Annotated in this window: 20 protein-coding genes and 6 pseudogenes; 15 read left to right on the forward strand and 11 right to left on the reverse strand. The window is 62.3% G+C overall.

Features of this window, described 5'->3' with window-relative positions; all coding sequences use genetic code 11:
* Window positions 1–163: 163 nt before the first annotated feature.
* On the reverse strand, window positions 164–796 hold the full coding sequence (locus KQH60_RS11410; protein ID WP_237576566.1) for a TetR/AcrR family transcriptional regulator: 633 nt from the start codon (window positions 794–796) through the stop codon (window positions 164–166).
* Between the two features lie 234 nt (window positions 797–1,030).
* Between KQH60_RS11410 and rsxB the strand changes: the two genes are divergently transcribed.
* The 3 genes from rsxB to KQH60_RS11425 all read left to right on the forward strand — a co-directional run bounded on the left by rsxB (window position 1,031) and on the right by KQH60_RS11425 (window position 3,272).
* On the forward strand, window positions 1,031–1,990 hold the full coding sequence (rsxB, locus tag KQH60_RS11415; protein WP_368669345.1) for an electron transport complex subunit RsxB: 960 nt from the start codon (window positions 1,031–1,033) through the stop codon (window positions 1,988–1,990).
* Between the two features lie 43 nt (window positions 1,991–2,033).
* Window positions 2,034–2,678: an endonuclease III gene (nth, locus tag KQH60_RS11420; RefSeq protein ID WP_237576568.1), complete on the forward strand. Its 645-nt coding sequence runs from the start codon at window positions 2,034–2,036 to the stop codon at window positions 2,676–2,678.
* A gap of 162 nt (window positions 2,679–2,840) precedes the next feature.
* On the forward strand, window positions 2,841–3,272 hold the full coding sequence (locus KQH60_RS11425) for a DUF1841 family protein (protein ID WP_237576569.1): 432 nt from the start codon (window positions 2,841–2,843) through the stop codon (window positions 3,270–3,272).
* A gap of 61 nt (window positions 3,273–3,333) precedes the next feature.
* Here the strand turns inward: KQH60_RS11425 and KQH60_RS11430 are convergent, their stop codons facing one another.
* Entirely contained in the window at window positions 3,334–3,669 is a 336-nt protein-coding gene (locus KQH60_RS11430; RefSeq protein ID WP_237576767.1) for a cytochrome c, read from the reverse strand.
* Window positions 3,670–3,751: 82 nt separating this feature from the next.
* A complete protein-coding gene (locus KQH60_RS11435) occupies window positions 3,752–4,105 on the reverse strand; it encodes a cytochrome c (RefSeq protein ID WP_237576570.1) in 354 nt (117 codons plus the stop codon).
* Between the two features lie 357 nt (window positions 4,106–4,462).
* Between KQH60_RS11435 and KQH60_RS11440 the strand changes: the two are divergent.
* The 5 genes and pseudogenes from KQH60_RS11440 to KQH60_RS11465 form a co-directional block, all read left to right on the forward strand.
* A pseudogene (locus KQH60_RS11440) lies at window positions 4,463–4,828 on the forward strand (hypothetical protein); the annotation flags it as partial.
* 51 nt (window positions 4,829–4,879) lie between these two features.
* Window positions 4,880–5,120 (forward strand): annotated as a pseudogene (locus KQH60_RS11445) (benzoate/H(+) symporter BenE family transporter); the annotation flags it as partial.
* 279 nt (window positions 5,121–5,399) lie between these two features.
* Window positions 5,400–6,353: a transaldolase gene (gene tal, locus KQH60_RS11455; protein WP_237576571.1), complete on the forward strand. Its 954-nt coding sequence runs from the start codon at window positions 5,400–5,402 to the stop codon at window positions 6,351–6,353.
* 94 nt (window positions 6,354–6,447) lie between these two features.
* Window positions 6,448–6,564 (forward strand): annotated as a pseudogene (locus KQH60_RS11460) (VOC family protein); the annotation flags it as partial.
* A 16-nt stretch (window positions 6,565–6,580) separates the two neighbouring features.
* The gene (locus tag KQH60_RS11465) at window positions 6,581–7,252 is read left to right on the forward strand and encodes a DNA-3-methyladenine glycosylase I (protein WP_237576572.1); all 672 of its coding nucleotides are present in this window, start codon (window positions 6,581–6,583) and stop codon (window positions 7,250–7,252) included.
* A 350-nt stretch (window positions 7,253–7,602) separates the two neighbouring features.
* Here KQH60_RS11465 and KQH60_RS11470 read toward each other — a convergent pair whose 3' ends face one another.
* On the reverse strand, window positions 7,603–8,547 hold the full coding sequence (locus tag KQH60_RS11470; protein WP_237576573.1) for a spermidine synthase: 945 nt from the start codon (window positions 8,545–8,547) through the stop codon (window positions 7,603–7,605).
* 252 nt (window positions 8,548–8,799) lie between these two features.
* Between KQH60_RS11470 and KQH60_RS11475 the strand changes: the two genes are divergently transcribed.
* Entirely contained in the window at window positions 8,800–9,078 is a 279-nt protein-coding gene (locus KQH60_RS11475; RefSeq protein ID WP_237576574.1) for a YlcI/YnfO family protein, read from the forward strand.
* The gene (locus tag KQH60_RS11480) at window positions 9,075–9,383 is read left to right on the forward strand and encodes a type II toxin-antitoxin system RelE/ParE family toxin (RefSeq protein WP_237576575.1); all 309 of its coding nucleotides are present in this window, start codon (window positions 9,075–9,077) and stop codon (window positions 9,381–9,383) included. Before KQH60_RS11475 ends, KQH60_RS11480 begins: the two co-directional genes overlap by 4 nt.
* 85 nt (window positions 9,384–9,468) lie before the next feature.
* Here KQH60_RS11480 and KQH60_RS11485 read toward each other — a convergent pair whose 3' ends face one another.
* The 4 genes and pseudogenes from KQH60_RS11485 to KQH60_RS11500 all read right to left on the reverse strand — a co-directional run.
* Window positions 9,469–9,945 (reverse strand): DNA-deoxyinosine glycosylase, encoded by a 477-nt coding sequence (locus tag KQH60_RS11485; protein ID WP_237576576.1) that lies wholly within the window; start codon window positions 9,943–9,945, stop codon window positions 9,469–9,471.
* 25 nt (window positions 9,946–9,970) lie between these two features.
* Window positions 9,971–10,534, reverse strand: a pseudogene (locus tag KQH60_RS11490) (chorismate lyase); the annotation flags it as partial.
* The gene (htpG, locus tag KQH60_RS11495; RefSeq protein WP_237576577.1) at window positions 10,531–12,429 is read right to left on the reverse strand and encodes a molecular chaperone HtpG; all 1,899 of its coding nucleotides are present in this window, start codon (window positions 12,427–12,429) and stop codon (window positions 10,531–10,533) included. The gene htpG and the pseudogene KQH60_RS11490, both read right to left, overlap by 4 nt.
* 126 nt (window positions 12,430–12,555) lie before the next feature.
* Window positions 12,556–12,793, reverse strand: a pseudogene (locus KQH60_RS11500) (PLP-dependent aminotransferase family protein); the annotation flags it as partial.
* A 36-nt stretch (window positions 12,794–12,829) separates the two neighbouring features.
* On the opposite strand from KQH60_RS11500, the pseudogene KQH60_RS11505 reads away from it, so the two are divergent.
* The 5 genes and pseudogenes from KQH60_RS11505 to KQH60_RS11520 form a co-directional block, all read left to right on the forward strand.
* A pseudogene (locus tag KQH60_RS11505) lies at window positions 12,830–12,970 on the forward strand (PLP-dependent aminotransferase family protein); the annotation flags it as partial.
* 12 nt (window positions 12,971–12,982) lie between these two features.
* Entirely contained in the window at window positions 12,983–13,114 is a 132-nt protein-coding gene (locus KQH60_RS14850; protein WP_255779116.1) for a hypothetical protein, read from the forward strand.
* Window positions 13,115–13,165: 51 nt separating this feature from the next.
* A complete protein-coding gene (locus tag KQH60_RS11510; protein ID WP_237576578.1) occupies window positions 13,166–13,624 on the forward strand; it encodes a RidA family protein in 459 nt (152 codons plus the stop codon).
* Window positions 13,625–14,106: 482 nt separating this feature from the next.
* Entirely contained in the window at window positions 14,107–16,455 is a 2,349-nt protein-coding gene (locus tag KQH60_RS11515; RefSeq protein ID WP_237576579.1) for an EAL domain-containing protein, read from the forward strand.
* 115 nt (window positions 16,456–16,570) lie between these two features.
* Window positions 16,571–17,770: a chromate transporter gene (locus KQH60_RS11520; RefSeq protein ID WP_237576768.1), complete on the forward strand. Its 1,200-nt coding sequence runs from the start codon at window positions 16,571–16,573 to the stop codon at window positions 17,768–17,770.
* A gap of 9 nt (window positions 17,771–17,779) precedes the next feature.
* Here the strand turns inward: KQH60_RS11520 and KQH60_RS11525 are convergent, their stop codons facing one another.
* The 3 genes from KQH60_RS11525 to KQH60_RS11535 all read right to left on the reverse strand — a co-directional run bounded on the left by KQH60_RS11525 (window position 17,780) and on the right by KQH60_RS11535 (window position 22,658).
* On the reverse strand, window positions 17,780–18,235 hold the full coding sequence (locus KQH60_RS11525) for a DUF4149 domain-containing protein (RefSeq protein WP_237576580.1): 456 nt from the start codon (window positions 18,233–18,235) through the stop codon (window positions 17,780–17,782).
* 19 nt (window positions 18,236–18,254) lie between these two features.
* On the reverse strand, window positions 18,255–20,591 hold the full coding sequence (gene parC / locus KQH60_RS11530) for a DNA topoisomerase IV subunit A (protein ID WP_237576581.1): 2,337 nt from the start codon (window positions 20,589–20,591) through the stop codon (window positions 18,255–18,257).
* 78 nt (window positions 20,592–20,669) lie between these two features.
* Entirely contained in the window at window positions 20,670–22,658 is a 1,989-nt protein-coding gene (locus tag KQH60_RS11535; protein ID WP_237576582.1) for a DNA topoisomerase IV subunit B, read from the reverse strand.
* Window positions 22,659–22,772 lie beyond the last annotated feature (114 nt).

Genomic DNA, 22,772 nt, shown 5'->3' on the forward strand with positions numbered 1-22,772 from the left:
CCCCGTCAGCTTAATCGCGGCATAGCACAACATCAGGTCACATCCGAACGGCGACGCCGGCAAGCGAATCAACGAACCCCTGTCTCGACGCACCGGGTAGAGCCTCGCAACCGCGACGGGCTTAAGCTTGACGCTGCCCCTGGTCACAACAGGGTCGCGATGCTCACCGATGCAGTAAGTACGCCAGCAACATATCCGTATTGAGCCGAACCATCTCGGCATGTTCATCGTCGTGGCCGAAATCGCGCCCCAGCGTCGCATACAGCGTATGCCGATTGGACACAATGTAATAGCCTAACCCGGAGATCGTCACATATAGGCGCATCGGATCGATGCCAGCCCGGAACAGCCCGGCGCGGTGCCCGCGCTCCAGGATGCCGGAAAGCGTCGCGAGCATCGGTGAAACGGTTTCACGAATCCGCGTCGACTTTTGCAGATACCGCGCCTCATGCAAGTTTTCGTTGTTCAGCAAGCGCAGCAGGTCAGGATGTTGACGATAGAACGCCCATATGAAGTGGGCAAGCCGCGTCATGGCCTCCACGGGCGCCAGTCCGTTCAGCTCCAGCGTGCGTTCCGCTTCGGCAAATCCTGTCAGCGCCTGCTCGAGCACTGCAGTGAATAACTGCTCTTTGCTGCCGAAGTAGTAGTACAGCATCCGCTCATTGGTCTCGGCACGACGGGCGATCTGGTCCACGCGCGCGCCGGACAATCCGCCGTTCGCGAATTCTTCGGCAGCGGCGGCGAGAATGCGGCGTCTCGTGCCTTCGGGGTCCCTTTTGGTTCTCGGCTGGTTCATGTTCAGATCATGATGCAATGGCCATGATGCACAAGCCGCGTTGACCGATCGCATCACCACCGGGTAGGCCCACGGCGACAGAAAACGGTGCGCCGCGCTAGGTTACTGTCCTAAGACTGACACGGGAGCAGTGGGATTATGGCACGCGGGTCCAACGCCGCTATCGGAATAGGCGATAATTGCGTATTGATAAAATATGCGTCACGCTTCTCGACGCGTCCAGGTTCCAACACTGTGACTGCTTCTCCGTCGCTCACGGATCGGATCGACGATCTGCTTCCCCAAACCCAATGTACCAAATGCGGCTATAGCGGCTGCCGCCCCTATGCGCAAGCCGTTGCCGACGGCACGGCGAGCTACAACCAGTGTCCGCCCGGAGGACAGCAAGGCATCGCCCGGCTGGCGTCATTGCTCGACAAGCCGATCATCCCGCTCAATCCGGCCAACGGCGTCGAGCGTGCACGGCCGCGTGCGGTAATCGATGAGACCGTATGCATCGGCTGTACGTTATGCATGCAGGCATGCCCGGTCGACGCTATTGTCGGCGCGCCAAAACAGCTGCATACGGTGTTGGCAGATTGGTGCACCGGCTGTGACCTGTGCGTCGCGCCGTGCCCCGTCGATTGTATCGAGATGGTTCCCGTGACCGGCACTGCCACCGGATGGGACGCATGGTCGCCGCAGCAGGCCGATGCGGCTCGACGCCGGCACGCGCAGCGTAATGCGCGGCTCGACAGCGCGCGCGACGCCGCGCAACATCGCGCTGCCGCGCGTCGCGCGACGATGAGTCCGAGTGCCACACCGGTGCCGGAAGGGGCGTCGTGCGGCGCGGTACGGGAGGGTGCCGGTGCGGCACCCGGTCGCCCGCACGGCGCGACGCCCGCCGCTGTCGCCGCGGCCGGCATGCTGGCGTGCGAGCCAACGGCGCCATCGCGGGACAATGCCGCCGCGCGAAAGCAGGCGATCATCCAGGCGGCGCTTGAGCGAGCCCGGAAGAAAAAAGAGGAACTGGCCGCCCAGGGGCTTGGGCCGCGCAACACAGCAGACGTCAGCCCGGCCGTGCAAGCGCAAATCGACGCGGCCGAGGCACGGCGGCGGCGCCTAGGATTGGACTCGGGCAAACGAGCCACCCATGCATCGGAGCCGCCTCCGCCACCCGATGCGGGCAAAGGCGGCTCCGACACCGCTGCATGATGCGCCGTGTGCGCCCCATTATCCCCTAAATCGATGAATCTCCATGAACGCCCAAAAGCGCCGCGCGATCTACGAGACGCTGCAAAGTCTGAATCCCCATCCGACGACGGAGCTGGAGTACACGACACCGTTTGAACTGCTGATCGCAGTGATGCTGTCAGCGCAGGCGACCGACGTCTCGGTCAACAAGGCGATGCGCCAGATGTTCCCAGTCGCCAACACGCCGAAAGCTATCCTGGCGCTCGGCGAGGACGGTGTGGCGCAGTACATCAAGACGATTGGACTGTACCGGACCAAGGCCAAGAACGTTATCGCGACCTGCAAAATCCTGCTCGACAAGCACCACGGCGAAGTGCCAGCGGATCGCGAAGCGCTCGAGGCTCTGCCTGGGGTGGGCCGCAAGACGGCGAACGTCGTGCTGAACACTGCATTCGGGCATCCGACGATCGCCGTTGACACGCATATCTTCCGCGTCGCGAACCGCACCAGGCTGGCACCCGGCAAAGACGTGCGAGCGGTGGAAGCAGCGCTGGAAAAGCTCACGCCAGCCGAATTCCGGCATGACGCGCACCACTGGCTGATCCTGCACGGCCGCTACGTCTGCCGCGCGCGGCTGCCTGAATGTTGGCATTGCGCGATCGAGCCGCTGTGCGAATTCAAGAGCAAGACACCCGCTCCCACTCAATGATGCAACGATTGCCGCAAAAGCCCCGCGGATGCACTGATCCGACGCTTGCGTCGTGGCTGTACAGCAATGAGCATAGCGGTGCGACGGTGCGGCACCACGACAACGCTCGGCGTACAATAAGAAAATTGCGCAGTTGCGCGTGCCAAGCGGTTCCAGTGCCTGATGTTTAATCCAAGTCGCGACGAAGTCCGTCGTTTTTTTACCGAGACGTGGCGCAAACAACGCGCCGGTGAGATCCTCACCCCACTGCAGAGCATTGCAGCAGACTGGATCGTCCAGCACCCAGAGTACCAAACTGTCCTGGGCTCCGCCGACGCAGGCGAGCAGGACTACTCGCCTGAGCGTGGCCAGACAAACCCGTTCCTGCACTTGTCGATGCATTTGGCCATCAGCGAGCAGTTGTCGATTGACCAGCCGCGCGGCATCCGCGCCGCACATGAGCGCCTGGCAGCGCGCCTGGGCTCGGACCACGACGCCCACCATGCGATCATGGAATGTCTTGGCCAGGTCATCTGGGAAGCACAACGCAACAACGTCCCGCCGGATACCGACGCGTATCTGGCGCTGATTGAACAGCGCGCGTCCCGGGATTGACGGCACCCGGCCGGCCGACGCGGCGACACCGCCGTGCGTGTGCGCCGGCGGCGTGAGACCGCTACTTCTTCAGCACGAGATCGCCCTTCAGCGACTCGATATACGCGGCAATGTCTTTCAAATCGCTTTCGGACAGGCTCTGCACCTGCGCAGCCATGATCCCATTGTCGCGACCAAAGGACGGATTGCCACCGCCCATCTGGTATTGGCGCAATGCCCAATAGGTGTAGTCGGCATGCTGCCCCGCGAGCTTCGGATAATCCGGCGTCACCGGCTTATCCAGCCCCGCTCCGTGGCACGCGGCGCAGTTGGTGCGTTCGACGATTGCGCGCCCGTTATCGATGTTTGCAGCTTGCGCGGCCCCGATCGATACCACGACCGCACACGCGGCGATCATTGCCTTGGCGACGCCCGACGCTTCGATAATGCGCTTTTTCATGAGTTCTCCTGTTGCTCGTCTACCGTTCGCCATGTTCCGGTCACCGCTCCGGATTGGGCCGGCTTGCCGGCGTCTGGGCCGCGTAGTACGCGGCCAGGTCGGCAATGTCCTGGTCCGTCAGCGACTTGGCGATCGCTTGCATCGGCGCGAACTTGCGTGAACCCTTCTTGTATTCCTGCAATGCGCTTTCCAGATACTTTGCGTTCTGACCGCCGAGCATCGGCACTTTGTAGACTTGTGGGAACGCAGCGCGATAGCCGGCAATGCCGTGGCAGCCAATGCACATGGCGACCTTCCCTTGCGCGGCGCGCGCGTTGCCGACCACGTCCGCCGCCGCGGTGCCGGCTGACCCGGCGAGCACCGCAATGGCAGCCATCACGACGAATCTGTTCATAAGCATCTAACCTGGCTGTAGGGGAATATCGGGGCGCTGAAACCGCGCAGGCCTGCACCGCCCTGCTCTGCACGAATCCGCTGGCGTTGAGCAGCCGGCCAAAAAAACGGCGTATTGTAACCCCCGACGCTAGGAGCGTCCACTTCAGGGCCGGCGCGCGACTGCGCGCCGCGCGCCGCGCAGTCAACCGTGCTGCAGGCAGCAAGCCGTCCTCTGACTGCGTCAATCAGCCGCAGTGAAATGCAGCATTTGAGCACGCGGCGGCCCGCGCCATCACCGGTCGGCGCGCCGATGGCGTGCCCACACCCTAGGGACAGCGAGTCGGCCGCACGGCCGGTGGCGATGCGGCTCCGGTCTTCATGCGTCTACGACTTCCTCTGGAAGAACAACCGCCGGCGACACATGGAGCGCGTCCCGACCTGGGACGTGCTGCATAAGTTCACGCCGGACTACAAGCTCATCTTCGTCGGCGACGCCACGATGAGCCCGTCTGAAGTGCTGCAGCCCGGCGGCAGCGTTGAGTACAACAACGCGGAGCCCGGCGCCACATGGCTGCGCCGGCTCGCCGATCAGTTTCCCCACCATGCTTGGCTGAACCCGGAGCCGGAAAGCTTATGGGAATATCGGCAGTCGATTGCGGTGATCCGCCAGCTGCTCGGCAACCGCATGTACCCGGTCACGCTCGCCGACATCGAAAACGCGATGCGCTTCCTCAGCAAGTAACCCTTCCCGTCCATGACCGCGCCCTCACCACCCGGCCCCGCCGCACCGCCCATGCTACGCGCGCCGCTGCATCCAATCAGTGACACCTCGCTGTCGGCGCGGGTCGCCGGTTTCGTGGCCACGATGATGGGCTACACTAGCTCAATCATTGATATTGAAGGCCGGCCGCGCCGCGCACTTGAGCGATGCCCAGATCTCATCGTGGATTTAGGCGCTGTCAATCGGCATGGCAATCACGGCCATCGGGCTGTCGCTACGCTTTCGCGCGCCGATCGTCGTCGCCTGGTCCACGCGATGCAGGATGCCCAGCAACGCGAAGCGGCATTCATGTCCTTCATGGTGACCGCCTCCGGGTTCACACTGCTGTCAATCGGCTCGGCCTTCTGGGGCCTGGTGGTCGGCATCATCGCGAACACCTTCCTGAACTGGCGCCGCTGGCATCCGGCATCCGGCGAAACGATGAACCAGTGGAACATCGGCCGGTCGGACGACTATCGGACGCCGCGCGGCTGCGAGACAATGGCAGGAATCAGCGCGGTAACCCGCGATATGACCCGCAAGGAACCTAGCCATGACGACTGCACTAGACCAGTTGAAGCAGTACACGACCGTCGTCGCCGATACTGGCGATTTCCAGCAACTCGCGCGTTACAAGCCGCAGGACGCGACGACCAATCCATCGCTGATCCTCAAGGCGGTTCAGAAGGACGACTACCGCCCGCTGCTCGAGAAAACAGTACGCGATCATGCTAGCCGGCCCGTCGGCGACATCATTGACCGATTATTGGTTGCGTTCGGCGTCGAGATCTTGAAGATCGTCCCGGGGCGGGTATCGACAGAAGTGGACGCGCGGCTATCGTTTGACGTCCAGAGGAGCGTCGAGAAAGCACATCAGCTGATTGCGCTCTACGAGAGCGCGGGCATCAGCCGCGAGCGCGTGCTGATTAAACTCGCGTCGACCTGGGAAGGCGTACGCGCCGCCGAGATGTTGCAGCAGGAAGGGATCAATTGCAACATGACGTTGCTGTTCTCGCTCGTCCAGGCGGTCGCCTGCGCGCAAGCCCGGGCCAAGCTCATTTCGCCATTCGTCGGCCGCATCCACGACTGGTATAAAAAAAATGCCGGCGCGAACTGGGACGAAGCCCGCGACGGCGGCGCCAACGATCCCGGTGTGCAATCGGTCAAGCGTATCTACGCGTACTACAAAAAGTTTGGCTACCCAACCGAGGTGATGGGCGCGAGTTTCCGCACGACGAGCCAGATCCTGGAGCTCGCCGGCTGCGACCTGCTGACGATCAGCCCGGACTTGCTACAAAAGTTGCACGAGAGCAACGAGCCTGTGCAGCGCAAGCTCTGCCCGCAGCAGGCGGCCAGTATGCCGATCAAGCGCATCGCGCACGATGAGCCGACGTTCCGCTACCTGCTGAATGACGAGGCCATGGCCACCGAGAAGCTGGCTGAAGGCATTCGCCTGTTCGCGGCGGACGCGATCAAGCTAGAGCAGTTGATTACGCCATTGCGCTAAGTGGTTGCGGTACGCACTCGACTACGATACACCGCCTAAAATGCACGAGCGGCACGCGCGCGTCGCCTGCCTGTTGCCCCTATGCAAAAAGGGACTAGCCGACGGCGGCAACGTGATGATGCCGTTCGGCGCGACGTTCTGGAATACGGACTTCGGTATGTTGACGGACCGATTCGGCATTGGCTGGATGGTCAACGCACCGCATCAATGATAAATCCAAACCATCGATGACACACCCTTTCGTTTCTGCTCCGGCGATACTAGCCGGGCCATCGGTCGTGCCGGCGCCGACGCTGGCCCCCTTGCGGCGCTGCCATTGGTGCGGCACCGGCGCCGAGTATTGCGCTTACCATGACACGGAGTGGGGTTTTCCGGTCGACGACGACCGCCGGCTGTTCGAGAAGCTATGCCTCGAGGGATTCCAGGCCGGCCTCAGCTGGCTGACGATCCTGCGCAAGCGGGAGGCCTTTCGCGCCGCATTCGCCAACTTTGACATCGAGAAGGTGGCCCGGTTTACCGACTGCGACGTGCAGCGGTTGCTCGGCGACACCGGCATCATCCGGCACCGGGGAAAGATCGAGGCTGCCATCCATAACGCACGCCGCGCGCTGGCGCTGCTCGATAGCGAGCGCTCGCTGGCCGCCTACCTGTGGCGCTTCGAGCCGGACCCGCGGAGCCGGCCGCGCCAGCTGACCCGGGACGTGCTCGGCACGATGACGACGTCCCCCGAGTCGATTGCGTTGGCGAAGGACCTGAAGCGGCGCGGTTGGCAATTCGTCGGGCCGACGACGATGTACGCGATGATGCAAGCGATGGGCCTGGTCAACGATCATCAGCACGATTGCAGCGTGCGGGCCGATGTCAATCGAGCACGTGCCGCCTTTCAGGTGCCGCGCTGATCAGCCAGCCTGCACCGTCAGGCCTGCGAGCGTCCCGCCTTCGCGCAAACTGGCGCTCCATCGCGGGGCAACCGCCGATAAGCTGCCGTTGACGGCCCACTCAGAGACCCCTCTCTCGAATGCCGTGCGGTATGGCGTCATCCGCAGTCCGCGCAATCGACGCAAATCTTGCCGTGCGACGGACACTATCTCGATTTACCCAGCATACCGATGCACGCCCGCAGGCTCAAGATGGCCCTCGCACTACCGCACGTTCTGGACCACGGACGCATCACGTCTAGCTCTCGATGACGTCCAAGTAGTCCTCAGGCCGGGTTCTGTCTTCGGAGCACGACATGTCGGGGACGAACTCAGATGATGAAATGCTCGCCGACGGCGATGTCGTGCGCGTCGCGGCGTGACACGCAGGACACCTCACGTAGGGCGGCGACCCACTTACGGGCGTTCAACCCGCATGCCTTCTCGATGACCTTCGCGCGCTCGGTCAGTACGTTCCAGTCAATCGACAACGCGGGCCCAGAAAAAGCCAGCACGACGCGGTTGCCCTCATGCACCTCGGGCAATGCGATGACCCGCGCATCGAACGCCGCGCGCAAATGGCGCATGTTGCGCACAAAGCTCGGATGGTCGCCGAACAGGTTGACCGTCACCACTGCGGCGCTGCCGAGGCACGCACGGCACGCGCGATAAAACGCGACGGAATCGAGCACCGGACCGCGTGCGGTCGCGTCATACAGGTCAATCTGCATCGCGCCGACCGTACCGTGGTTCGCGGGGTCATGAACAAAATTCCATGCATCGATCTGGAGCACGCTCAAGCGCCGGTCGTCAGGCGGCAACTCAAACATGCTGCGCGCGGCAACGGTCACCGCCGGGTTCAATTCCACCGCCTCGACATGCGAGCGCAGAAAATGCCGATGACAGAACTTGGTCAAGGCTGCCGCCCCCAAACCCAATTGCACAATGCGCTTGGGCGGCGCGAGAAAGAGCAGCCACGCCATCATCTGCTGCGCGTATTCAAGTTCAATATCGAACGGCTTTTTCAATCGCATCGCGCCCTGTATCCACTCAGTGCCGAAATGCAGGTAGCGCACGCCCCCTTCTTCGGAAAATGTCACTGGTGCAAAACGGGCTTTGCGCGGCGCTTCGAGGGTCGGCGCGGCTTCGCGCTGCGCGGCGCTCTCGTGTTCGTCGCGTCCCGTGCGGCGAGCGGCGCCGCGCAACGGTTGCGCGGCCCGCCCACCGCGCTGGAATGTGCGCGCTTGCGCCGACGCGCGCTTGATTAAGGATGTCATGTCACGAAGTCTTGCGTGTTGCACAGTTTTTGTTTGTCCCAAGCATAGCATCCGGGGCCGCGCAGCAGGTTACGCAACCCGTAATCGAGTTGGGACGACCTGCGGTCATCCACGGGTCGCGTGGTGCTAGCGCTGGAAGTCGCCCATTTCGGAGCGTTGGACGCTCTCCACTGACTCTACCAAACGGCTGGCTTGCATCAACATAGCCATCAGCGGATAATGCATCGCAACTGCGATGCTTCGACAGATACCATGAAATCCGCCACCTTCCCTTCCATTCGGGTCGAACCGGAACTGCGTGACGCCGCCGAAAGCGTCCTCGGCGAAGGAGAAACGCTGTCGAATTTCATCGAGCACTCGATCCGCGAGGGCATCGAACGCCGTCGCAACCAAAGCGAATTCATTGCCCGCGGCATCGCGTCGCGTGAAGCGGCCCGCCGCACCGGCGACTATCTGCCTGCGTCCGAAGTACTGGAGAAACTGGAGCGACGGCTCGACGCCCTTCGCGATACGAGGCGCAAGCCTCGATGACGTACGCGGTCCGGTTCACGCGTGCGGCTTCAGATGATCTGGACCGCCTTTATGGCTTCATTGTCAATCGCGACGACGCCGACGTCAAAATCGCTACTCGCGCACTTGCGGCCATCGCCGCCGGGATCGCTACATTGGAATCGTCGCCGTTCACATGCCGCAAAGCGCATCCATCGATGCCGTTTCTGCGCGAATTGATTATTCCGTTCGGCATGTCGGGATATGTTGCGCTGTTCGAGATCGACGACAATCAGACGGTGACGATCCTTGCGGTGCGTCATCAGCGGGAAAGCGATTACCACTGAACCGGAACGGATCCGACGTTCGGTCACGTAGGCTGTGGGTCGGCCCCATGCCACGCAACATTGCGTCACCCGCCATCGAATGTCGTCAGAAAAGAATCTCCCGCCAACACGAAAGCTTTTGTTCAAACGACAGCATCGCATGCGCCGGGCTCGACGAAGGCAGCACGAGCGTTTCATACCCGGCAGCACCGATTACATCGGCAAACCGCCCCGCCGTCTTGCCGTTGAAGCACACCTTCTTCAGCAACGGTGCATGCGCTTTCAACGACGCGAAGTCGTTCGGCTTCGCATGGCGAATCGCCGAATCGAGACTGCCCTCGCGATGACACGCGGCGAGCACGTCCCATATCCCGATTCCGTGCTTCAACACACGTTCGAGCCGCGCGTCATACGCAAGCTCATGCAACTCAGGCTCGTTAAGCACCGCGCCCAATAACCGCCAGAACTGATTGCGCGGATGCGCATAGTACTGTCCTGCCCCGAGCGATGCCTCACCAGGAAAACTGCCCAGCACCAGAATCGTCGTATCGGGCCGGATTACCGGAGGAAAACCTTGCAACATCAGCAGTTTAATGGGTCGTCATGGCCCACATGGCCGGCAGGAAGCATTCGGTCACCATCAGCGGCAGCCGATGACGGGTAAACACCGAGCGCCGCGCGACGCATGCGTGCGGCCGATCCCGGCCTAGCTGTGCGACAGCGAGCCGATACAGCGGATGGGCGCCATCGACGCGCCGACTGACGATCGGCGAGCGCATCACCGTCATGTCCGCATACAGCAGCTCGGCCAGCGCTCGCGTGCGCAAGCGTCGCACGGCTTGCCATACGCCCCGGCTCGCGCGCAGCGGCGTGACGCTGTGCGCGGCCACCACGGCCACGCCATCCACCGCTAGCACGACCTCGCGAATCCACACGGGCGCGCGGCATGCAACACGCAACACGCGCGCCTCGTCGCGCCATGCGACGCCCATCTTCTCACGGGTGACCCGCACGCTCACTCGACCGAGCGAGCCCAAATGACGCGTGAGCGAGCCCGTGCGGGTTACCCAGTCCTTCTGCACGGCGCTGAAGGCGGCACGCGGTCGCGCCCGCCAACCGTCGCCGTGCGCATAGAACCGCCCGCCCGAGCGCCGCTCAAGCGTGCTGCTCAATGCGCGCCCGACAGCAACAACGTGTTGGTGCGCTTGACGAAGCTCGCTGGGTCATCGAGTGCGCCCCCCTCGGCGAGCAGCGCCTGATCGAACAGCAAATGGCACCAGTCGGCAAAATCCGCTGCATCCGGCGACAGCCGCTTGATCAGCGCGTGTTCCGGATTCACTTCGAGGATCGGATGGAAATCGGGCGCTTTCTGGCCGGCCGCCTTCAACAGTCGCTGCAGGTAGCCACTCATCTCTCCGTCGTCGGCCACCAGGCAGCTCGGCGAGTCGGTCAGGCGGAACGTAAGGCGCACGTCCTTGGCCTTTTCCTTAAGCACGTCCTTCATCCGCTCGACCAGCGGCTTCAGGTCCTCACCGACCTTTTCCTGAGCCTTTTTCTCCTCGTCGTTCAACGCACCCAGATCCAAATCGCCACGGGCGACACTGGCCAGCGGCTTGCCGTCGAACTCATGCAGGAACGACAGCATCCATTCGTCGACGCGATCGGTCAACAGCAGTACCTCGACACCCTTCTTGCGGAATACCTCCAGGTGCGGACTGTTGCGCGCGGCCTGCCAACTGTCGGCGGTCACATAGTAGATCTTCGTCTGCTCCGGCTTCATCCGCGCGACGTAGTCGGCCAGCGACACATTCTGCTCGGCGCTGTCGGTCTGCGTCGACGCGAAGCGCAGCAGCTTGGCGATGCGCTCCCGGTTCGCGAAGTCCTCACCCAGGCCCTCCTTGAGCACCTGGCCAAATTCGCGCCAGAACGTCGCGTACTTCTGCTTGCCGGCGTCGTCGTCGGCACCGGCCAGCTCCTCGAGCATCGACAGCACCCGCTTGGTAACGCCATCGCGGATCGCCTTCACGTCGCGGCTCTCCTGCAGAATCTCACGCGACACGTTCAACGGCAGGTCGTTTGAATCGACCACCCCCCTGATGAAGCGCAAGTAATTGGGCAACAACTGCTCGGCCTCATCCATAATAAACACGCGCTTCACATACAACTTCAGTCCGCCGCGATGATCGCGATTCCACATATCGAACGGAGCGCGACCGGGTACGTACAGCAACTGGATATATTCGCTACGCCCCTCGACGCGGTTGTGAGTCCAGGCAAGCGGCGCCTCATGATCGTGCGACAAATGCTCGTAGAAGTGCTTGTACTGCTCGTCGCTGATTTCGCTCTTGGCACGCGTCCACAGTGCGCTGGCCTGGTTGATGGTCTCGTCCTCGTCCTTGACGACCATCTCGTTCTTTTCTGCGTCCCACTCCTCCTTCTTCATCAGGATCGGCAGGCCAATATGGTCCGAGTACTTCTGGATGATCGACTTGAGCCGGTAGGAGGACAGCAGCTCGTCCTCGCCCTCGCGCAGATGCAGCGTGATCGACGTGCCGCGCTGCGCGCGTTGGATCGTCTCGACGCTGAATTCGCCGTCGCCGGTGCTTTCCCAACGCACCGCCTGATCGGCGGGCAGGCCGGCGCGGCGCGATTCCACGGTGATCCGGTCCGCGACGATGAAGCCCGAATAGAAGCCAACGCCGAATTGGCCGATCAGTGCCGCGTCCTTTTGCTGATCGCCGGACAGCTTGGCAAAGAACTCCTTGGTCCCCGAGCGCGCGATCGTGCCCAGGTGCGAGACCGCGTCGTCACGACTCATGCCAATGCCGTTGTCGTCGATCGTGATCGTGCGCGCAGCCTTGTCGTACGCGATCCGGATACGCAGGTTCGGGTCGTCTTCATACAGCCCTGCATCGGCGATTGCCTCGAAACGCAGCTTGTCCGCCGCGTCGGACGCATTCGAAATCATCTCACGCAGGAAAATTTCCTTGTTACTGTACAGCGAGTGAATCATCAGTTGCAGAAGCTGCTTGACTTCCGCCTGGAAGCTCATGGTTTCTTGCGCCACGGTCTGGGTCCTTTTAGCGAGTTGACGTCAACGGCACGAAGCCAGGTTTATCCCTGTCCGTGCACATGGGGACGGCCCGCACCGAATTCAAGACTTGCTCACGTACCGCGATAGAAACGCGAACAGCCGCGGGTCCAGGTCGCCCTGCGCCACCGGCCGCTCATAGGCCTGGACGGCGGTAAAGCACGACACACCCTTGTCCAGCACAAGCTTGCGGATCGAAGGCATGCGCATCCCAGGCCGGAACACGCGCTCGTCGATCCGGCGCCCGACCCCACATCACCCACTGCTCCACCAACGTGAGTTGCGTCGAATCAACCGGAGCAGGTATCTTATCGGACGGGTTGATGGCAATGCCTTCCATCATGAGTCTGCGAACTGTACTGCACGGCATCTCATACAGGTGCCCCGCGACAACGGCTTGATCCCAGAGGCACTCGACACCGGGATCACCCAGCGCGCACGCCTGCTGTACAGCCAGCCGAACTTCTCGAACCCAACCGGGCGGTGCTTGCCGCCGGAGCGCCGCCGCGCGCTCGCGCAATAAGGGAGCGTGCCCGGCGCACCGTGCTATGCGAACGATGTACGGCGCGACACGTTACGATTGCCGTTCGTGACTGTGCCGCCCGCACAGATCGACGAGGGCGTTGCGTGCCTGGCCACGCTGATCCGGACCCAGGCCTGATCCAGCCCGGCTGGTCTCGCCCCTTGTATTTTTCTACCCTTTGGAGTCCCCATGTCGAATATATACGATCAACTGAAGGCGCTCGGCATCGAGCTACCGGCGCTCGGCGCACCGGCGGCCGCTTACGTGATGAGTGCACAGGCAGGCAAGACGGTGTTTCTGTCCGGCCATATCGCTAAAAGAAATGGACAGGTCTGGGCCGGCAAGCTCGGTGACACGATCGGCACGGAAGAAGGACAACAGGCGGCGCGCAGCATCGCCATCGATCTGATTGCGACACTGCACGCGCACGTGGGCGACCTGAACCGCGTCAAGCGCATTGTTAAGGTCATGAGCCTGGTCAATTCGACACCGGACTTCACCGAGCAGCACTTGGTGACGAACGGGGCGTCGGAGCTATTCGTAGCGGTGTTCGGTGAACGCGGCAAGCATGCCCGCTCAGCGTTCGGCGTCGCGCAGATTCCGCTAGGTGCCTGCGTGGAAATTGAACTGATCGCCGAAGTCGAATAACGGCATCCGCGCCCCGCCCCACGGCGCGCCGTTTCTTTTCCAGTACTTGGAGCAGCCCACGACAACGCAACGATTCGAATAGGTCAATCACGAAACGGGGACAACGCGTGATCCTGACGCGCGATGGCGGGGCGCGTCAAGAATGTGGGGCGCGAACCGCGGATCGGCAGCAATGCGCTAACGGCCATAGATCGAACTTTCTAGGCACGATTCAGCCGACTTCAGACAGATTTCTTACACATCCGGAGTAGGCGTCGTAGGCGTGCCGCCATTCTTCCCGCATAATCTGCTGGCGTCACAGGCAGCATCTGGGCGTTGTGCGTAGACCCAAGGTCGAGTCGTTTTGCGCGCGGCGCTGTTTTGGTCACCATCGTTTGAGCGCCCGCGCGGCACGGCCTTTGGCGGTTCTGTATCACGCCCCGCCATCGCATTGGACACGCCCACCGCACGGGGATATTTACCTCCTATCACGGCCTGGCTCCATGACTCTTCCGCTGACTTCCTCGGCACGCGAAGCGCGTTTGCGTCGTGACGCGGCGGTGTCCAGGCAGCGCTCTGTGTGGATCATCCCGTTTCTCGGATTACTGGTGCTGCTCCTGCTGTGGGGGGTAATCTATACGCGGCTGCAAGTCGAGCGGGACAATGCCCAGCGCGAAGCCACAGCCTCGGCCGCGCTGCTGTCCGCGGCTTTCGAACAGCATACGGTCAAGGCCATTCACCAGGTCGACCAGATCACCCGCTTCGTCAAATACGAATTCGAGAAGTCGCCGCAGCGCTTTAGCTTGGCCAGCACGATCGAGAAGGGCGTGATTCAGAGCGACACACTGATCCAGGTGTCGCTGGTCGATGAGCATGGCTACCTGATCGCCAATACGGAGGATTCACGGCCCAAGCCGCTGAACCTGTCCGACCGTGAGCATTTTCAGGTCCATAAGCACGAGACGTTCGACCAGTTGTATATCAGCAAGCCGGTACTGGGTCGCGTATCGCACCAATGGACGTTGCAACTCACGCGCCGACTCAACCATCGCGACGGCTCGTTCGCGGGCGTGGTCGTAGTGTCGGAAGATCCGAGCTATTTCACCAATGACTTCTATAACAGCGCGGCAATCGGCCGCAACGGCGTGATATCGGTAATCGCTGACACCGGCGCGGTGCTGGCGCGCCGCACTGGCAACACGCTGAACGCACCCGGCGCGTTTTCCGCGACCGGCAGCTATCCGCTGTCCGAGCATGTGTCCGGCACGTACCGCGACCCAATCGATGGTGTGATGCGCATCGTATCGTACCGCCACATCGACGGCTATCCGCTCGGCGTCATGGTTGGCCTGTCGCAAAAGGAAGAGTTCGCCGACTACGAACACACCCGCAATATCTATCTGTTGATGGCCGGTTGTATTTCGATCGCGGTCCTCGGCTTCTTCGGCGTGGCCACGGGCTTGGTCCGCAAGCTGCTCGGCCGCGAGCGCGAGATGACGCACCTAGTCGAGTATGACTTGCTGACCGGCTTGCCAAACCGCTACCAGACGCTGCAGATTCTGCGCACCGAAGTCTCGCAGCCGGCAAACGTTGGCCGGCTCGCGTTGCTGTTCATCGATTTGGACAATTTCAAGACGGTTAACGATACGCTCGGGCACAACGCCGGCGACATCGTGCTGCAAATGACATCGACACGGCTCGCGCAGACGGTCGATGGCAACGGAATCCTCGCGCGCATCGGCGGCGACGAGTTCGTTGTGATCGTCAAGGAGGATCACGCTGAACCGAAGGCGGTTCAGTTGGCCGAGGCGATTGCCGGCAGTTTCATGAGGCCGTTCGACGTGCGCGGCAGCTCATTCGTGCTGCACGCTAGCATCGGCATCGCGCTGCTCTCCAGTACCCACGAAAGCGAGATCGATTTGCTGAAAAAGGCCGACCTGGCGATGTACAGCGCCAAGGATGCCGGCCGCGGATGCTATCAGTTCTATTCGCCGCAACTCGCGCACCGTGCTGACCATTTGATGAAATGGGAGCAGCAACTGCGCGTCGCGCTTGCCGAGGGACAGTTGTTCCTCGCCTACCAGCCCAAAATCGACTTGACGCGCCGCTGCATCACCGGCTTCGAGGCACTGCTGCGTTGGAACCACCCGCAGCATGGCGAGATCACCGCAAGCGAGTTCATCACAATTGCCGAGTCCACCGGCCTGGTCGTGCCGATCGGCGAATACGTAATCGACAGCGCGTGCCAGCAACTCGCGCAATGGACCTCGCTCGGCTACGACACGCTGTCGCTGGCCATCAACATCTCGGCCGTTCAGTTCTGGCGCGGCGACGTGTTTGAGACCGTGGAGCGGGCATTAGACCTCTACAATTTGCCTGCAAGGCGCATCGAACTCGAGATCACGGAAACGGCGATGATAGAGTATCCCGAAATCGTGTCGGAAAAGGTCGCCGCGCTCAAGCGGCTGGGCGTGCGCATTGCACTGGACGACTTCGGCACCGGTTATTCGTCGCTGTCCTACTTGAATCGTTTTGCCGTCGACACACTCAAGATTGACCGCTCGTTCGTTCAAGCCATTCCCGCGGACCGCAATGTCTGCGTCATGGTGTCGGCAATCGTCAATCTGGCCCGCTCACTAGGGTTGACCGTGGTCGTTGAAGGCACGGAAACTGAAGAGCAAATCGCATGGCTGTCGGGACTGGGCAACATCGAGGTACAGGGCTTCCTGTTCTCGCGCCCCGTGCCGCCCGACGAGGTGCCTGCGCTGCTCGAGCGCTTCGGAGTTTGTTCACTTCCTAAACCAGGAGGCGTCGCAGCAACGCACGCCGCGCAACCACGTGTGTCCGCTTGAATCTCGTGCCGTGCCACAGAATCGATCTCATCTTCCGTCCGTCGTCTCCCCACCGGCCACGCCGGCGCCTTCGTCTGCCACCGGCGTTGACGGCGGAGCGCATCAGCCGCAGGCGGTGCAGAATGCGCCATCCCGCCAAGAGCCATTATGGTCGCTGCTGCTGGTCATCGCCGGGCTGTCATCCGTTTCATGGGGCGGGTTGTCACTGATCGCGCAACTGGAGCGTCATTATGTCGAGCGCAAGCAACTGTTTAACCGGCTCGACTATCTGAATCTGGTCGCGCTGGCCTGGCTGATTCCCGGGCCGGTCGGCTGCAATGTCGCAGTCCAGATCGGTGCCGCCTTACGGGGCTGGCGGGGCGCGTGGATGGCCGGTCTTGGCAGCGTACTGCCCTTCGCGATCGTGATGACTGTGCTGGCGATGTTCTATCGCACGCCGACCGTGGCGTCGCTCGCGTCGCAATCGCTGGTCACGCATTTCAGCGTCGTACTGGCATCGTTGATCGGCATGACTTGGATCAAGCAAGTGCGCACCCTGGTACAACGCCCGATCGACTGGGCCACGGCTATCGTGGCCAGCCTCACGCTGCTGTTCCTACATAGCCCGGCGGTCTATGTCGCGCTGCTTGGCGCCGCGTTCCTCCTAGGTTGGCTCACGAGCTCGGCGTCCGAGCAGCAGGCGAAATCCGCATTCGTGCTGCGCCGCGCCGACTCACTGCTACTAGCCTTGCTCGCCATGCTGCTCGGACTGTATGCATTGCCACTGCCGCTGCCACTGCCATCGAGCAGCGCCATGCTGTTGCTGTGGCCACGGCTAGCCGGTGCAGGCCTTACGCTGTTCGGCGGCGGATTCTCGGCGCTGCCGGTATTGAAGACGTTGTTCGTGCCGCCGATCTTAGATATCTCCGACAGCGAATTCACGTTCGTCTTCGCACTTTCGCCGGTCTCGCCCGGTCCGTTGTTAAACGTGGTACCGTTCTTCGGGTATCTGGTTGGACACATCCCCGGCGCGCTGCTCGCCACCCTTTCGGTATTCGTGCCATCGGCAACGCTGGTGGTCATTGCGCAGCGCAACTTGAAGTTGCTCGAATCACATCCGCGTTTCAAGTCCGCGATGGGGATGTTGCGCGTGGCGACCACGGCATTTCTCATATCGGCCGTCGCCAAGATCGTCTGGCAAATACCCATGGAGCCGATCTACGCGGTCACCGCCACGTTCGCGCTCACGTGCTTCTGGCGTGCCAAGCTACCGGTCTATGCGGTGTACGCGACCGTGGCAATCATCTACACGCTGGTCCGTTGGCAAACCGCGTAACGGCCGCGGTCAGAAACGCCCGATCACGCCCAGCGCCATGGCCACCACACCGAGCGCGAGGTTGACCGCCACCAGCCGGCGCAGGGCCGCGACGACGCAGGCGCCGTCCGGCCAGTTCTGTGCTTGGACCGCGCGCCGCAGCCGCGGATACAACACGAAGCGGATGTGGCCGAACAGTAGCATCATCAGCACACCGATCGCGGCCATCGCGTGCATCGGCCCGTTCGTCTGCATGCCGCCCAGCGTCATCCACATGAATATCCCAGTGGCCAGAATCACGACGATCGCCGCCGTGACCAGCCGAAAGAACCGGCCAAACACCGAATCAAGCAACGGCAGGCGCAATTGCGGCGACACGTCGGACAACGCCGGGCGCAGGCAAAATTGCATAAACGTCATGCCACCGACCCATGTCACCACTGCGGCAATGTGCAGAAACATCGCCACCTCCAACACTTTTAACACGCTCGTTCCTCCCTGATTCTCATGCCGGCTGCCCGGGCAACACTGGGCGCATGCCCGCCACCTTGAACTTGATCGCCGGCGACTTGCCACGACGCGCACGCTTGCCGACGTAGGGCGCGAGCGCCCCGCCAACCAGTATCTGCTGCTGCGGCTTGCCGCTCCGCCCCGCGCCACTGAGCACCAGCCCCGCCTGGCCGATCGCCAGCGCCTGGAGCAACTGCTCGTTGCCGTCCAGGCCAATCAATGTCACGCCACGTCCGCCGCTGGACAACATCTTCATTTCGTCCAGCCCGAACACCAGCAAACGTGTCTCGTCCTTCGCGCCGAGTGCCAAGCATGCGACCTGCGACGCATCCGACCACACGGGCATCGGCGCGAGCGGCCGCGCGCCGGCATCGATCGTCATGAACGACTTGCCGGCCTTCACGCGGCTAATCATGTCGCCGATCCGTGCGATAAAACCGAAGCCGTTGCTCGACGCGAGCAGCAACGGCTGCTCCAGCGGTGCAGCAAAATAGTGCATCAGATGAGTGCCGGCCTCCAACTCGATCAACGACGTGACCGGAACGCCATCACCACGCCCGCCCGGCAGCGCCGCGACCGGCACCGAATATACGCGGCCATTGCTGCCCCACGCCACCAGCGTATCAGGCGTGCGGCATTGGAACGCGGCATACAAACTGTCGCCAGCCTTGAACGTGAAGCCTGCTGCCTCCAGCCCGTGTCCCTTCAGCGCACGGACCCAGCCGCGCTGCGAGACGACGACCGTCACCGGCTCGTCGACGATCCGCGCCTCGAACGTCGCGCGCTTGTCCTGCTGGATCAGCGTGCGGCGCGCATCGCCAAACTGCTTCGCATCGGCTTCAATTTCCTTGATGATCAGCCGTTTCATCGCCACTTCGCTGCCCAGCAGTTCCTCGAGCCGGGTCTTTTCGTCGCGCAGCTCGCCCAACTCCTTCTCGATCTTGATCTTTTCCAGTCGCGCCAATTGGCGCAAACGGATTTCGAGAATGTCGTCCGCCTGCCGCTGTGAGAGCCCAAAGGCCGCGATGAGCGCCGCCTTCGGTTCGTCCGACTCGCGAATGATCCGGATCACTTCGTCCAGATTCAGAAAGACGATCATCCGGCCTTCCAGGATATGGATCCGATCCTGCACCTTGGAGAGCCTGAACCGCGTACGCCTCGTCACGGTCGCGAAGCGGTAACCGATCCATTCGCGCAGGATCTCGCCTAATCCCTTTTGCCGCGGCCGGCCATCGGCGCCGATCATCACCAAGTTGATCGGCGCGCTGGATTCCAAACTCGTGTACGCGAGCAACGTATTGACGAACTCGGTCTGGTCGATGCGGCTGGACTTCGGCTCGAACACGAGCCGCACCGGCGAGTCCTTGCCAGACTCGTCGCGCACCGCGTCGAGCAGCGCGAGTAGGCTCTGCTTGGTCTGTAGTTGCTCCGGCGTCAACGTCTTCTTACCAAGCTTGACCTTCGGGTTGGTCAACTCCTCGATTTCCTCCAGCACCTTCTGCGACGACGTGCCGGGCGGCAGCTCCGTGATCACCAGTTGCCACTGCCCGCGCGCCAACTCCTCGATCTTCCAGCGCGCGCGCACCTTCAGGCTGCCACGGCCGGTTTCATATGCCGCGGAAATCTCCGCCGGACTGGAGATGACCTGGCCTCCCCCCGGAAAGTCCGGGCCCGGCATCCGCGCCATCAGCGCGGCGTGATCCAGGCTCGGGTTGCGGATCAGTTCAATCGCTGCTTGCGTGACCTCACGCAGGTTGTGCGGTGGAATCTCAGTGGCCATGCCCACCGCAATGCCCGATGCGCCGTTGAGCAGCACGAACGGCAAGCGTACCGGCAACGACTTGGGCTCCTCAAACGAGCCGTCGTAGTTTGGAATGAAGTCGACGGTGCCTTGATCGATTTCATCGAGCAGCAGCCGTGCGATCGGCGTGAGCCTCGCTTCGGTATAGCGCATCGCCGCGGCGCCGTCGCCGTCGCGCGAGCCAAAGTTGCCCTGCCCGTCGATCAGCGGGTAGCGCATCGAGAAGTCCTGCGCCAGCCGCACCAGCGCCTCATACGCGGATGAATCACCATGCGGGTGGTATTTACCGAGCACATCGCCAACCACGCGCGCCGACTTGACCGGCTTCGCGTCGGCCGCCAACCCCATTTCGTGCATCGCATACAGGATGCGACGTTGCACCGGCTTCTGGCCATCGGTCACATCGGGCAGCGCACGACTCTTGACCACCGACACCGCATAGTCGAGGTAGGCGCGCTCGGCGTAGTCGCCCAGCGTCAGGTACTCGCCGTCGGGAGGCGGCGAAAAATCCAATTCCAGTTCTTCACTCATCGGGTGACAGCCTCAAATTCAAGTCCAGCGGGCATCGCGCGCAGCGGCCCCTAGCAGCATCGCACGTCGCACCCTGCGTCAGATGTCCGCCTGCGCCTCGTTGCCCTTTTCCTCGAGCCACGCGCGGCGGGCAGCGGCTTCGCCCTTGCCCATCAGCATCGTCATGCGCCCGATGGTCGCATCGAAATCTAGCCCGCCCAGTTGCATGGGCATCAGCCGCCGGGTATCCGGGTTCATCGTCGTGTCCCACAACTGCTCGGCGTTCATCTCGCCCAGCCCCTTGAAACGCGAAATCGTCCATGCAGACTCACGTACGCCATCTTTGCGCAGCTTGTCCACTATCGCGTCAAGCTCGCCTTCGTCCAGCGCGTAGAGCTTCTGCGCCGGCTTCTTACCCCGGGCCGGCGCGTCCACGCGAAACAGCGGCGGGCGCGCTACATACACGTGGCCGCGCTCGATGAGTTGGGGAAAGTGGCGAAAGAACAGCGTGAGCAACAGCACCTGGATATGCGAGCCGTCCACGTCCGCATCCGACAGGATGCAGATCTTGCCGTAACGTAGATTCGACAGGTCGATCGCATCGTCGCTCGCGTGCGGATCGACGCCGATCGCCACCGCAATGTCGTGCACTTCATTGTTGGCGAACAGCCGGTCGCGCTCCGTCTCCCACGTGTTGAGGACCTTGCCGCGCAGCGGCAGAATCGCCTGAAACTCCTTGTCGCGCCCCATCTTCGCCGAGCCGCCCGCGGAATCGCCCTCGACCAGAAACAACTCGTTGCGCGCTATGTCAGTCGACTCGCAATCGACCAGCTTGCCGGGCAACACCGCCACGCCGGAACTCTTGCGCTTCTCGACCTTCTGGCCGGCGCGGGTGCGCGCCTGCGCCTGCTTGATCACCAATTCGGCCAGCTTGCGTCCATGCTCGACATGCTGGTTGAGCCACAACTCCAGGCTCGGTCGCACGAACGAAGAGACCAGCCGGACTGCATCCCGGCTGTTGAGTCGCTCCTTGATCTGACCTTGGAATTGCGGATCGAGCACCTTCGCTGACAGCACGAACGAGACGCGTGCAAACACGTCCTCGGCGAGCAGCTTGACGCCCTTGGGCTGCAAGTTATGCAGCTCCACAAAGCTCTTGACCGCCTGGAACAAGCCATCACGCAGCCCGGACTCGTGGGTGCCGCCCGCCGGCGTCGGAATCAGGTTCACATACGACTCACGCAGCAGCGGGCCTTCCTCGGACCATGCGACGACCCACGATGCGCCCTCGCCCTCGGCGAACGTGTCGTCGGTCGTGCGTGACGACCCGGCGTACCGCTCGCCCTCAAACAGCGGGATCAACGTATCGTAGCCGGCCAGACCCTCGAGCAGATAGCCACGCAGCCCATCCTCGTATTTCCATGACTGCCGCTCGCCGGTTTTCTCGATGATCAACACCACCTCGACGCCGGGCAGCAGCACCGCCTTGGAGCGCAACAAACGCTGCAGTTCGGACTGCGGCAGGTTAGCCGAGTCGAAGTATTTCGGGTCGGGCCATGCCGTGACGCGGGTACCGGATTTCTTGTCCATGCGGCCATTGGCCGCGCGCACGGTGAGCGCACGCACCACGTCGCCGTGTGAGAAGCTGATGTCGGCCACCTTGCCGTCCCGCCACACGGTGACATCGAGTCGCTGCGACAATGCATTGGTCACGGACACGCCCACGCCATGCAAGCCGCCGGAGAACGTATACGCGCCACCGGCAGCCTTGTCGAACTTGCCGCCCGCATGCAACCGGGTGAACACGATCTCCACCACGGGCACCCCTTCTTCAGGGTGCAGGCCGAACGGAATACCCCGCCCGTCATCCTCGACGCTGACCGAACCGTCGGTATGCAGCGTCACGACGATTTGCGCGCCAAATCCGCCCAGTGCCTCGTCCGACGCGTTGTCGATGACTTCCTGCACGATATGCAGCGGATTCTCCGTGCGCGTGTACATGCCCGGCCGTTGTTTCACCGGCTCGAGCCCCTTGAGCACCTTGATCGACGCTTCGCTGTATGCGGGACCGGATTTCTTTGTAGCCATGTTCCGATAAATTCCGCCGTTGTCCACAGTTGTTGTGGACAAACGCGTGGACAATTCGTTGAGTTCTTGAAAAAGCCCTGCCGAAACAACTCGCTCGTCACGATGCCCGCGAAT

This window comes from Mycetohabitans sp. B8, assembly GCF_021991875.1.
Taxonomy (GTDB): domain Bacteria; phylum Pseudomonadota; class Gammaproteobacteria; order Burkholderiales; family Burkholderiaceae; genus Mycetohabitans.